The organism is Ruegeria sp. C5, from assembly GCF_056537605.1.
Genome location: NZ_JBQFRX010000006.1, coordinates 38792 through 51716, shown reverse-complemented (window position 1 = coordinate 51716; position 12925 = coordinate 38792). Strand labels below are relative to the sequence as shown.

At 58.3% G+C, this 12925-nt stretch carries 9 protein-coding genes; 3 read left to right on the top strand and 6 right to left on the bottom strand.

Annotated elements, in window-relative coordinates; all coding sequences use genetic code 11:
* Positions 1 to 59 precede the first annotated feature (59 nt).
* The 4 genes from ggt to ACR0AW_RS17380 form a co-directional block, all read right to left on the bottom strand.
* Positions 60 to 1811: a gamma-glutamyltransferase gene (gene ggt / locus ACR0AW_RS17395; protein ID WP_170733784.1), complete on the bottom strand. Its 1752-nt coding sequence runs from the start codon at positions 1809 to 1811 to the stop codon at positions 60 to 62.
* An 84-nt stretch (positions 1812 to 1895) separates the two neighbouring features.
* Positions 1896 to 2327 (bottom strand): universal stress protein, encoded by a 432-nt coding sequence (locus tag ACR0AW_RS17390; protein WP_170733783.1) that lies wholly within the window; start codon positions 2325 to 2327, stop codon positions 1896 to 1898.
* On the bottom strand, positions 2324 to 4933 hold the full coding sequence (locus ACR0AW_RS17385; RefSeq protein WP_170733782.1) for a TRAP transporter permease: 2610 nt from the start codon (positions 4931 to 4933) through the stop codon (positions 2324 to 2326). Before ACR0AW_RS17385 ends, ACR0AW_RS17390 begins: the two co-directional genes overlap by 4 nt.
* 107 nt (positions 4934 to 5040) lie before the next feature.
* Entirely contained in the window at positions 5041 to 6003 is a 963-nt protein-coding gene (locus ACR0AW_RS17380) for a TAXI family TRAP transporter solute-binding subunit (RefSeq protein WP_170397937.1), read from the bottom strand.
* A gap of 242 nt (positions 6004 to 6245) precedes the next feature.
* Here ACR0AW_RS17380 and ACR0AW_RS17375 point away from each other — a divergent pair, with 242 nt between their 5' ends.
* Genes ACR0AW_RS17375 through ACR0AW_RS17365 form a run of 3 tightly spaced genes read left to right on the top strand, consistent with a single transcriptional unit; the run spans position 6246 to position 9996 of the window.
* Complete coding sequence (locus ACR0AW_RS17375) at positions 6246 to 8636, top strand: ATP-binding protein (protein WP_170733781.1); 2391 nt, start codon at positions 6246 to 6248, stop codon at positions 8634 to 8636.
* Positions 8633 to 9250 carry a response regulator transcription factor gene (locus ACR0AW_RS17370; RefSeq protein ID WP_170397932.1) on the top strand — a complete coding sequence of 206 codons (618 nt, stop codon included), beginning with the start codon at positions 8633 to 8635 and terminating at the stop codon, positions 9248 to 9250. The genes ACR0AW_RS17375 and ACR0AW_RS17370 overlap by 4 nt, the downstream gene beginning before the upstream one ends.
* Positions 9247 to 9996 carry a PhnD/SsuA/transferrin family substrate-binding protein gene (locus ACR0AW_RS17365; protein WP_170733780.1) on the top strand — a complete coding sequence of 250 codons (750 nt, stop codon included), beginning with the start codon at positions 9247 to 9249 and terminating at the stop codon, positions 9994 to 9996. Before ACR0AW_RS17370 ends, ACR0AW_RS17365 begins: the two co-directional genes overlap by 4 nt.
* A 127-nt stretch (positions 9997 to 10123) precedes the next feature.
* On the opposite strand, the gene ACR0AW_RS17360 is transcribed toward ACR0AW_RS17365, so the two are convergent.
* A complete protein-coding gene (locus tag ACR0AW_RS17360; protein ID WP_170733779.1) occupies positions 10124 to 11635 on the bottom strand; it encodes a heme biosynthesis HemY N-terminal domain-containing protein in 1512 nt (503 codons plus the stop codon).
* Between the two features lie 10 nt (positions 11636 to 11645).
* Positions 11646 to 12902, bottom strand: coding sequence for a COG4223 family protein (locus tag ACR0AW_RS17355; RefSeq protein WP_480707473.1), 1257 nt, complete (start codon positions 12900 to 12902; stop codon positions 11646 to 11648).
* Between the last annotated feature and the right edge of the window lie 23 nt (positions 12903 to 12925).

The window sequence follows — 12925 nt, the reverse complement described above, 5'->3', positions numbered from 1 at the left end:
AAAGCAAGAGAAAAGGGCTGCGTGGTACAATTGTCCAACAGCCCTTTTGCAGTTCGCCTTTATTGGCCTAGTGCCACGCCTTCGCGGCGCGGATCAGCCGCTCCGATCAGCTGGCCATCCTTGATCAGGATGGCGTGAAGCCCACTGTTGAGATCGACCTGTTTGACCTCATGCCCCTTGGCTGTCAGAGCATCAGCGAATTCAGCAGCGGATGTCCCCTGCTCCAGATCCATCGCAGACCCGTTGCGATGCACGAAATGCCCGGTTTCGATGGCATCCTGCGGGTCCATTTCCCAATCCAGGATCGCAATGATCGTTTTGGCCACATAGTTGATGATGCGGCTACCACCGGGTGAGCCGATCAGCAGATAGGGCTCACCATCCTTCATCACGATGGTTGGTGACATCGAGCTGCGCGGGCGTTTGCCACCCTCAACGCGGTTGGCCACCAGACGGTCGCCATCCTTTGGTGCGCGGTCGAAATCGGTGAGTTCGTTGTTCAGCAGGAAACCCCTCACAAAAACCCGGCTGCCAAAGGCGGTCTCAATAGTGGTCGTCATCGACAGCGCGTTGCCGTACTGATCTCGGATCACGATATGGCTGGTGCCGGGACGACCCGGGTTTTGCGAGGGCGCAAACAGGGCGGTGTGATCACGTGGCGGCTCACCTGCCTGACGCTTCTCGCTGGCTGCAGCAGGGTCGATCATCTCCGAGCGCAGCTTTAGATAGTCCGTGTCCAGCAGACCCTTGACCGGTACATCGATAAAATCACCGTCGGCCATGTAAAGCGCGCGGTCGGCATAGGCCAGCTTGGCGGCCTCGGCATAGAGATGCGCCATCTCGGCGTTCCAACCGGTGCCTTCGAGGTCGAAGTTGCTGAGGATCCCCAGAATCTGCCCGACGGTCAGGCCGCCGGAGGTTGGTGGGCCCATTCCGCAGACATCGTAACCGCGATAATCGGCGCAGACGGCGGGGCGGATTTTGACGCGGTAGTCGGCCAGATCTTCAAGCGTGATGTTGTTTTCAACCTTGGATGTGGCATCCACTGCCGCCACGATATCTTCGGCGATGGGGCCGCTATAGAAGGCGCCTGCGCCCTGAGCGGCCAGAATGCGCAGGGTTTCGGCAAACTCGGGGTTCCGTAGTAAGGTTCCAGCCTGCAGCGGCGTGTCATCTTCGTTGAAGAAATACGCTTTGCCCGCCGGGAACACACCGACTGAGCGCTCACGTTCAATCGTGCTTTGGATCGAGTTTGCCATGCGGGGCGAAACCTCAAACCCCTGCTCGGCCTGATCGATGGTAGACTGGAACAGCGAGGCCCAGTCTTTCTTGCCATAGAGGTTATGGGTCACTTCCATCAGGCGCAGAATGCCCGGAACGCCAACAGATTGTCCGCCTACAACAGCTTCGGGCCACGGCATCTTTTCCCCGTCCGGCAACAGGAACCGTTCAGGCGTGGCTTTCGCGGGGGCCTTTTCGCGCGCATCAAAGGTGGTCAGTGTCTTGGCCGACGCGTCCCAATACAGCATGAACGCACCACCGCCGATGCCCGATGATTGCGGTTCAACCAGATTGAGCATCAGCTGCACGGCAATCATCGCATCTGCCGCTGTGCCACCTGCGGCCAGCACATCATATCCGGCTTTGGCAGCAATGGGATTGGCGGCCGAGACCATGAACTCGGTGCCAGTCACCGAGTTTTTGTCCTCCCAACCATAGCCATATTCCGGCGCAGGGTCCTGCGCATTGGCCGCGCAAGCGACAACACCCAACGCCAGTACGGCGCCGGTTTTCATGAATGTCTTCATCATAGAAATCTCCCGGTAAGGATCTGCGAGATTGGCTACTGAGTAACAAACTTCAAATGGCAGATTCTCAGCTTAAATCCGATCGATTTACCGCACAACATATACTGACGTGTGCGAATGCCTCACGACCCGCGCCGCATTCGGACCGAGCAAATAGTCCTTCAAGTCAGGCTTATGCGCGCCGATCACGATCAAGTCCGAGCCCGCGCCTTCCGCGGTTTTGAGGATCTCCTGATAGGCGCTGCCAGTTGCCACCACATGACGGACCTTGGCGTTGCGCTCTTCCCCCAGCGTGGCGGCGCAGAGGGCGACCAGCTTTTCATGAGCCTCTTCAATCACCTTTTCGTGGTGGTGGGGCTCGAAGAAACTGCTGACGAAACCTTCGCCATAGTCGGGTGTCACGGTCACGACATCCAGCCGCGCGCCATCCATTTCGGCCAGCGCTGCGGCGCGTTCAAGGACAGAAACATCAAGATCGCCATTGCTGATATCCACGGCGCACAGAATTGCCTGGGTCATGCGGGTTCTCCCTGTTTTGCGGCACGGCCGCGCTGGAGGAAGGCGACAAGACCCAACAGGATCAGCGCCGGGATAAAGATCAGCTCTTTCGCGGGCTGGCTTTGCGGGGCCTGAATGCTGGTGATGCGAACGGCATCGTCAGCATAATAGTCAAACATATCCAGCTCATCCGCGACCGGCGTACCGAACATCGGCTCGTCAAGCTTGACCAGACCATCCTCTTGCAGCGTCATCAGGCCCAAAGCGTCAACGCGTGCTGTACCGTCGGCTCCTTCCGGAATGTCCAGAACAACGGTGGTTTCGGTCATATTGCCAGTGTCAAAGTCCGGACCTGCGACCTCAATCCGCATGGTGCTGCCGGGTGCGGCCTCACCCACGGCCTGTGTCAGCTGTGCCGGTTCGATCTGCGCAAAGGGCGGTGCGATGCGGTTCATGAAGAAATCCGGACGGAACAGCGCAAAGGCGATCAGAATCAGCGCCACGCTTTCATAGATGCGGTTCTTGGTCAGGAACCAGCCCATGGTACCTGCGGTGAAGATCAGGATCGCGATGGTCGCAGAGACGGCCACCAAGATGCCCTGTACCCAGCCCACATCGATCAGCAACAGATCGGTGTTGAAGATGAACACGAAAGGCAGTGCCACGGTGCGCAAGCTGTAGAAGAAGGCGGTGAAACCGGTCTTAATCGCATCCCCACCAGAAACGGCGGCGGCCGCAAAGCTCGCCAGACCCACGGGCGGTGTCACATCAGCCATGATGCCGAAGTAGAAGACGAACAAGTGCACCGCGATCAGCGGCACGATCAGCCCATCCTGCGCGCCCAGTTCGACAACCACACCCGCCATCAGCGAGCTGACGACGATGTAGTTCGCCGTGGTCGGCAGGCCCATTCCGAGGATCAGGCTGAGAAGACCGACCAGCGCCAGCATGGCGATCAGGTTGCCACCCGACAGGAACTCGACCAGATCAGCCATCACCTGACCCACTCCGGTCAGCGTTACGGTGCCCACGATCACGCCCGCGGTGGCGGTCGCCAGCGCGATACCGATCATGTTGCGCGCGCCGTCGATCAGCCCGTTCCACAGGTCGACGACACCGGCCTTGAAGGCATTCGCGGAGTCACTTTCACCCCGGAAGATCGACTTGAGCGGTTTCTGCGTCAGCAGGATCACGAACAACAGCGAAGTCGCCCAGAAGGCTGATAGGCCCGGTGATTTCTGTTCGATCATCAGGAAGTAGACCAGCACGATGATCGGCAGCAGGTAATGCAGACCGGCCTTGTAGATCTCGGCGATCACCGGCAGCTCGACCTCTTTGGCGTTGGGGTCATCCGGAACCAAGTCCTCTACTCCGGAAGCCAGCCATAGCAGGAACAGATAGGCCAGCACGATCAGAGCCGACAGGACCAGCCCCGACGCATCGGGCATGAGCGCGACAATGGCCTTGATCGGGTATTGGATGCCGTAACACAGCCCGGCAAAGCCCACGAAGAACAGCGCCATTCCACCGATTGTGCGCCCCATCGAAACGACGCGGTCGCCCAGCGTCGGCATGTTCCGCTTCACCGCTTCAAGGTGTACAATGTAGACGAGCGCGATGTAAGAAATCGCAGCGGGCAGGAAGGCGTGGGTGATCACCTCAACGTATGAGATGCCTACATATTCCACCATCAGGAAGGCAGCAGCGCCCATCACCGGTGGCATGATCTGGCCGTTCACGGATGAAGCGACCTCAACCGAGCCCGCTTGTTCGCTGGAAAAGCCCACACGCTTCATCAGTGGGATAGTGAAGGTGCCGGTCGTGACAACGTTCGCAATGGACGAGCCCGAGATCAGGCCGGTCGCCGCAGAACCAACAACAGCCGCTTTGGCCGGGCCACCGCGCAGGTGCCCCAGCGCGCCAAAGGCCATCTTGATGAAGTAATTGCCCGCGCCCGCCTTATCCAAAAGCGCGCCGAACAGCACGAACAGGAAGACGAACTTGGTCGACACGCCCAGCGCGATGCCAAAGACGCCTTCGGACGTGATCCACATATGGCTCATCGCCTTTTGCAGGCTGGCACCTTTCCAGCGGATCACCTCGGGCACCCACTCGGAGGAACCGAAGAAGACGTAGGCCAGAAAGATCGTAGCGATGATCGCCATTGCCGGGCCAAGCGCGCGACGCGCGGCCTCGAACAACAACAGCAGGCCAACAAGAGCAAACCACTTGTCCGTATCGTCTGCGAGACCGCCCGCATCGACGATCTTTTGATAGAAGAAATAGCCATAGAGGGCCAGAAATGCGCCCACGATCCCCATGATCCAATCCTGAATCGGGATGTAGTTCCGCGGGCTGGATTTCAGCGCCGGATATGCCGAAAAGGCCAGGAACATCGCAAAGGCCAGATGAATCTGGCGTGAGTTGTTCACTACACTGCCCGGCAGCAGATAATTCGATAGGGGAGAGGCCAGAACGACCTGAAACACCGACCACAAAACCGCAACGATCGCCAGAAACAGCCCGACATTTCCCGCCGGATCACGCGCGCCTGCATCTGATGAGGCAACCAGTTCCTGAAGCTCTTCTTCGGAAAGAGGGCGATTGCCCTGTGTGTCGGAACTCATGTTGGTATCTCCCTGTCCTTCGGCCTTGGTTTTTGCGGCCGTCTTGTCTCCGGTTTAGCCCGGATATGAATCGGGGCGCCCCGAAAGGCGCCCCGTGTCAGGTCTGGTTACTGAATCCAGCCTTTTTCTTTGTAGTACTTCTCGGCACCCGGATGCAGCGGTGCCGACAGGCCGTCCGCAATCATCTCTTCTGGTTTCAGGTTGGCAAATGCCGGGTGCAGCTTTTTGAAGTCATCGAAGTTCTCGAAGACCGAGCTGACAACCGCATAAACCGCGTCTTCCGACACGTCAGCCGAAGTCACGAAGGTTGCACCAACACCAAATGTCGAGGTGTCACCATCCGAACCACGATACATGCCACCTGGGATGGTTGCGGTACGGTAGAAGGAGTTGTCACCAACCAGCTTGTCAACCGCGTCGCCGCTGACGTTCACCAGAACCGAGTCACAGGCGGTGGTTGCTTCCTGGATCGAACCCGATGGGTGACCAACGGTGTAAACCATCGCATCGATCTGGTTGTCGCACAGGGCAGCGGACTGTTCAGCCGCCTTCAGCTCGGTCGCCAGTTCGAAATCGTCGGTGGTCCAACCCATTTCGCCCAGCAGCACTTCCATGGTGCCACGCTGACCGGAACCGGGATTGCCGATATTGACGCGTTTGCCCTTCAGGTCTTCGAAATTCGAGATACCCGCGTCGGCACGCGCCACAACCGTGAACGGCTCTGGGTGTACCGAGAACACGGCACGCAGGTTCTCAAACGGGCCGGCTTCTTCGAATTTCGAGCTGCCGTTGAACGCGTGGTACTGCCAGTCCGACTGTGCCACCCCAAACTCAAGCTCGCCTTCGCGAATGGTGTTGATGTTGTAAACCGACCCCCCAGTCGACTCCACCGAACACCGGACCCCGTGCTCTTTCCGGCCCTTGTTGACCAGACGGCAGATCGCGCCACCCGTCGGGTAATAGACACCCGTAACGCCGCCAGTTCCGATCGTGATAAATTCTTCAGCATATGCCGCTGGTGCCATCAGGGCCGCCGCAGCAAATGCGGTGATTGAGGTTTTCTTGAACACTTTGACACTCCTGTTGTCAGTCTTTTTTGATCTGTGGGGTGCCTGAAACCTTTCAGAACACAACAGAAAAAATCGCACTGGAATCAGGCCCCCCGATGATAAAGAGGAAAGCGAAACCAAACAGCAGGTGTCTATACGGTAGATTACGTATAGGCTTGGATTCAGATATAGGGGAAAGAGGGTAACTGATCACATTCTGTGACTGTGATACCGACCCGTGCAGAAGGTCGTTTGGACAAGAATTGAACTACGCAGGGCAACAAGAAATACGCCAGGACCACACTGAGCCAGCCCGCAGGCGAAGATCGCTGCGCGCCACGCTTGCGCTGTGTTTGGGTGGGCTGCAGTTCATCGCCATCCTTTCGGTGATCCTGTCGACCTTTGTCAGCTCGGAGAACGCGCTGTTGCGGCAATCCCGAACATCGCTGAACGAAGTCAGTGTCAATGTCATCGGCCAAGTCAAAAGTTTTCTGAACCCCGCCCGGCAGGCCTTGGATGCAACTCGGCGACTTGCTGAAAATGACGTACTGGAAATCAGCGATCCTGGCGTATTGGAAAGCCATTTTTTTCAGCAGCTACAGGTCGCGCCTCAACTCGCAGGGATGTATCTGGCCGATGCGACGGGCAGGTTTGTCTATGTCATGCGCGCGGAAGAGCCCGGACGCTATCGCACCAAGTTCGTTCCGCCATTCCTGCCCGGCACCGCGGAACATCCCGCCGATTTCCAATGGCGCAACGATCAGTTCACATTGCTGGAAACGGCCACTACCCAGACTGACACCTATGAGGCGCGCACCCGGCCCTGGTTCAGAATGGTGACCGAAGCCAAAGCACCGATCTGGACAGAGCCTTATATCTTCTTCACCACGCGCCAGCCGGGAATCACTTATAGTGTCCCCATATTGGACGATACCGGAGCTATCCGTGCCATTTTGGGTGTCGATATCCAGATCGACGCCCTGTCGGGGTTCCTGCTGGACATCTGGTCGGAACGACGCGGTGCCGCGCTGGTTCTGAACGAAAATGGCGCGGTGCTGGCGCATCCAACGCTGGTGCTGATCCGGCAGGAAGCACATATGGAAGCGCCCGAGCTGACGCGTGTGGACCAAATCGCAGACCCCATCGCGCAAAAGGCGTTCGGAGATGTCGTGCAAACCGGTCTGAGCGACACGGAAGGACCGGTTCATACCGATTTCCAGCTGAACGGTCAGGACTATGTGGCGATGCTGATCGAGGTGTCCGAGCCGGGGCTGCGTTGGTTGATCGGGCTTTATGCGGCCGAGGACAACTTTATTGGCGAGATCAAGAAGAACCGGACGCAAGGCGTCTGGATCGCGCTTGCCATTGCCATTCTGACGGGCGCAATTGGTTTGGCCATGGCCGACCGGATCTATGCCCCTGTGCGCACCTTCGCCAGCCAGAGCCAGCAATTGCGCAGCGGAGAGATCACCACCGAAGAAGGCCTGCACAGCCCCTATCGCGAGCTGGAAGATACCGGTGCGGCTCTGACTCAGGAAGTTCGGCAACGGCAACGGTTCGAAACCGCCTATGGCCGCACCTTCGATCTGGCCTCGCGCGGGATGGCGCAGATCTCGCCCGAAACGGGGCGGTTTCTGCGGACCAACGAACAGCTGTGCGATATCATGGGATATCAGCCGGATGAATTGGAGAAGATGACGCTGGCCGACATCCTGCCGGAAGATGAACAGCAGATCGCGGTCAAGTTTCGCGAAACCCTTCTGCAGGATTCCGAGTTCATCGCCGAGAACCAGTTTATTCGAAAAGACGGATCCCCCATCTGGTTGCGGGTCAATGCCATCCTCATCCGCGATGAAAGCGGTACCCCTGATCATGCGGTTGCCATTATCGACAACGTCAGCGATCGAAAGCAGGCCGAGGATGAAGTAAGCCGCCTCAGCCGCGATCTGTCCCATGTGGCACGGGTCAACCTGATGGGCGAGATGGCCTCGGGGCTGGCGCATGAGCTGAACCAACCGCTAAGCGCGATTTCCTATAATGTCGACGCCGCGAAGATCACGCTGGATGAAATCGGCGATCCCGATCCTGAGGTTATAGAAATCCTTTCGGATATCGACCGCCAGTCGCGCCGTGCGGGCGACATCATCCGCGCCCTGCGTGATGTGGTGCGTAAGGATCGCGGACGTCAGACTCCGTTTGAACTGAACGGGCTGATCCAGCAAACCGTCAGCCTGATGGACGCCGAGGCGAAGTTACACGAGATCAAGCTGCTTTATGAAGAAACCGACCTTCCTCTTGTCATCGGAAACCGGACGCAGATCGCTCAGGTTCTGGTTAACCTGTTGCGCAACGCGATCGACGCCTTGGCCCTGGATCCGGATGGCAAGGGTAAAATCACCATCACTACAAAGACCAGCGATGAACTGGTCGAGGTGCGGGTTGAGGATAACGGGCCCGGGATTAGCGATGGTGTCACCTTGTTCAACTCGTTTGACACCCAGAAGACCGACGGGATGGGGCTGGGCCTGTCCATTTGTCGGACCATCGTCAAAGCCAATGACGGAGCCATTTGGTACGAGCCTACTGAGACGTCCGGGGCGCGCTTCTGTTTCACCCTGCAGCGCCGCGATCAGCCCAAGGAGGATCACGCATGACCTTTGAGCCGCTGGTCGTCTATATCGTCGATGACGATGAAGATGTGCGCGTCGCCTTATCTCGGTCGCTCAGCAAACGCGGACTACGGGTCGAGCATTTTGCCGATGCGCAGACATTTCTGAATCAGGTGCATGAGGACGCAAAAGGTTGCCTGATCCTGGACTATGGCATGCCCGGCATGGACGGGCTGGAATTGCAGGAACATCTGAACCGGCGCGAGTCGACCATACCGGTCATTTTCATCTCGGGTCATGGCGGCATTCCGGAATCCGTGCGGGCCACCAAGGCGGGTGCAATTGATTTTCTGGAAAAACCCTTTGACCTGCAGGTGCTGATCGAACGGATACAGGCCGCGTTTGAAATAGGCGACCGTCTGCGCGCCGAGAAATCGCGACGTCAGATGCTTGCGGATAAGCGCAGACTTTTGACCGACCGCGAGGAGCAGGTCCTGCAACACATTCTGACCCACCCCGCGCGCACGTCGAGCAAGGAGATCGCAACTGCCTTGGGTATCAGCCCCCGCACGGTAGAAATTCATCGCGGGCGCATCCAGCAGAAGGTCGGCGTGAAAACCACGATAGAGCTGTATGAACTGTTCGGGCAGATGCAATGATCGCAAGCCTGATGATGTATGCCCGCCCTCAGCTTGATGAGGCACATCTGCGATACTGGAACCTCATCCGTGACAATCTGAACCGCGCCGGGATCGAGAGCCCTGAGCATCTGTCGCAGGACGTCGAGGAATTCTCGGTCTGGCAGCACCCGGAACTGGTGCTGAGCCAGACTTGCGGCATGCCGTACCGGACATGGCTACACGATAAGGTCGCGTTGGTTGGCACGCCAGACTATGGTCTCGACGGGTGTCCGCCCGGCTATTACCGCAGTGCTCTGGTCGTGCGCGCCGATGATCCACGCACAAATCTGATGGCGTTTCGGGAAGCGGTGTTCGCTTACAACCAGACATTTTCGCAATCTGGCTACGCCGCGCCTTATTGGCATCTTGAGCCGCATGGCTTCTGGTTCAAGCACCGTGTGCAAACCAAAGGTCACCTGAAGTCGGCGCAGTCCGTTGCGGAAGGTCACGCAGATATCGCCGCCCTTGATGCGGTTTCTTGGCGATTGATGGCTGAGTATGAAGAGTTTGCCGCATCTCTGCGGGTGTTAGAGTGGACGGACCCGACGCCTAGCCTGCCTTTGATCACTGCGGAGGGTAACGATCAGCAAGCGATTTTTACAGCGGTTGAACGGGCAATTGCGCAGTTGGATGATGCGGATCGTACTGCCTTGGGGATCAAAGGTCTCGTGAGGATTCCGGCCGAACGTTATCTGGACGTGCAAAACCCGCCGGGATCGGTTTAGTCGTCTTGTGTGCCGGTGTCGCCTACGACAGCCGATAGCACATAATGGCTTTGGTCGCCCTTGATCAAAATCGGTGAGCCGGGCTGTTTAAGCTGCGGAACGACGCTTTCAACGCCGAGACCGCGCGTTAAGTCTGTCGCGCGACTTCCTCCGTGACCGGCTCGGCCTTTCCCTCGATCATGTCCTCTTCGACCGGCTCTTCAAGTGACTCTTCAGCACTTTCTTCAGGTTCCTCTGCCTCTTCAGCCTCTGATTGATCCTCAAGCGCGCCAACGATCAGAGGCAGCATGTGCACACCCGTCACACTAGCAATCTCGGGCGTCTGAGGCGTCTGCCAACTGAGCGTATCGAAGCTGCCGCAGTTCTGGCACACCGGTCCCCATTCAGGCTGAATGTCGTGGCAATTGGTGCAGACCCATTGCGGCCCGCGCGGTGCGTTCAACGCCTTGGCCAGCCAACCCTGAACCACCGCGTCCGAGGCGCCCTCGCCCCGTTCAATCGCAGCCATCAGCGTGTAGGCCCGTGCATCCCCCTGCTTTTCGACAACATCACCCAGCGCGCGACGGGCTTCGGGGAAGTCTTCGGCTACAATGTTCAGCTCGGCCAAGATCAGGCGTGTTTCCATATTCTCTGAATGAACGCGGGTCAAAGCGGTGAACCGCTTGATCCGCTGTTCAGGTGTTTCGTCTGGCACAATCTCGGCAAAGGCATGGGCCAGATCCGGGTGAGGTTGTACTTCCCACGCCTTTTTCAGAATCTTGGTTGCTGCACGCGGTTTGCCCTTTTCGATATAGGCGCGCGCGGCCATGGCGGCTGCCGGGACAAGATCGGGTGAAAGGCGGTTTGCCTCAATCGCATGTTCCTGCTGTTCGACCGTCGCCGTGTCGTCCAGCAGCACTTTGGCCTCGGACAAAGCCAGGACTGCGTCGCGCCGCTTGAACACATCGCGCGGCAAATACCCGGCCTTCAGCTTCGAGGTCAACGTGGACCGCGCACCGGCCCAATCCTGCGCCTTGGTCTGCAGGTTCAACAGCACATCCTGCGTTTCTTCATGCCGGGGTTTGAGGGCCAGAGCCTTCTCGGCCAGCTTGCGCGCGGTTTCATCATCGCCTTCGGCCAGCTTTTGCTTCATGATCCCGCGCACACCGACAAATCGCGTGGCGTTGTTGGTGACCAGCTTCTTGTAAGTCTCGGACGCTTTCTTGGTATCACCGGTCATCTCGGCTGCCTGCGCCACCAGCAAATTGGTCAGTTCCGGATTGTTCAGCAGCTTCTCGGCCTTATGGGCCTTGGTCATTGCCACGCGCCCCTCACCCGAGGCCAGCGCCATCAACCCGTCCGCCAGAGCCTGATATCCCCGCTTTTCCCGACTGCGATCGAAATAACGTGAAAGGGCGGTTTCATCACCGTTTAGGAATTTCAGCGTGGCGATCAGCAGCGTAAGCAGCTTGAAGAACAACCAGACCGCAAACACCAGCACGCCCAGCGCGATCACTGATTGCAGCGGGCCCAGTGTGTATTCGGTGCCTGCGACGGTGATCTGCACGCCGCCGGATGATTCCATCAAGAACCCGGCTCCCATGGCCAGCAGGCCGATAATCGCAACAAAAACAAGGATCTTTAACAATGACCACAGCATGGCAGGTCCTTCAGTTCGAGTTCAGGCTTGAAGCAAGCGTGTTTGCGGCCTCGACGGCAGAGGCCCGTGTCTGCGCCGCCTGCTCCCAATCCGCCAATGCGGTTTGTGCCGCTTCGGGCAGGGATTTCAATTCGGTCAGTGCCTTTGAGACATCACCATCTGCCAACGCTGCCTGAGCACGCGACAGGACCGCGTCCGGATCGTCGCCCTCTTGCGGGGTCACCGACCGCGCGCCTGTCTGGCGCTGCAAGAAAGCAACCAAGCCTGTGCCTTTATCGGCATCACGGGCATCCGCCAGTGCGGCGCGGGCTGCGGGGGCAAACGAGCTGCGCAGCGCCGAAAGCGTCTCAACTCCGTCCTTCGAAGACGCAGCCAAGGCATCGGGTACATCGACACCACCGGCTTTCAGTTCAGAGACCAAATCTTCATAGGGTTGACCGGCATCCAATTGACCATGCAAACGCGACAGGATGGCAGCGTTGGTCGCCGCGCGCGCCTCGGCCGAAGCTTTAGCCTCTAAAGCCTGCGCGTCTGAGACCATCTTTTCCACTTCGCTACGCTGAGCGGCCAGAGAATCCTGTAGTTTCTTCAATTCTGCCTCGAACGCGGCTGTGGCCTCGGGCGAGACATTTGCTTCAAGCGGCTGCTTCTCAAGCGCGGTCAGGCGTTCCTCAAGCGGGTCGACCTTGCCGGTCAGGCCATCGACACTGCTCTTCACGGCAGTCAGATCGCTTTCGACCGGAGCAAGCTTATCCGACAACGCCTTGATCTGATCTGACAAGCCCGAGACATCGGGGCCTTTAGCAAGAGTTTTTGTCAGTTGGGCAATCTGATCGGATTGTTCCGCCAGCTTCGACTCGAGTGCGGAAATTGCGTCCGAGCTATCTGCTCCTTGAGACAATAACCCGCTGTTGCCTACAGCAAATCCGAGGCCAGCAGCAATAACCCCGCCCAACAAAGCCGGAACAAACCCACCGCGTTTTTCGACTGTGCGTTCGATCACCTTTTCTTCGGTCGGCTCGGCCCTGTTCAGGGCTTCGGCTTCGGCTTCGGCTTCGGCTTCGGCTTCGGCTTCGGCTTCGGCTTCGGCTTCGGCTTCGGCTTCGGCTTCGGCTTCGGCTTCGGAAGTCAATTCGTCCGCAGCGTTATCCGCGTCAACGGATTTCTCATCCGAGACTGCATCACTTTCGGTCTCGGCGGCCTCTGCCACCTCTTCGACGCTGGGGTCTTCGACCGGTTCCTGATCGGGTTTCTTCTTATCAGCCACCGCGTTAATCCCCTTATCGATTC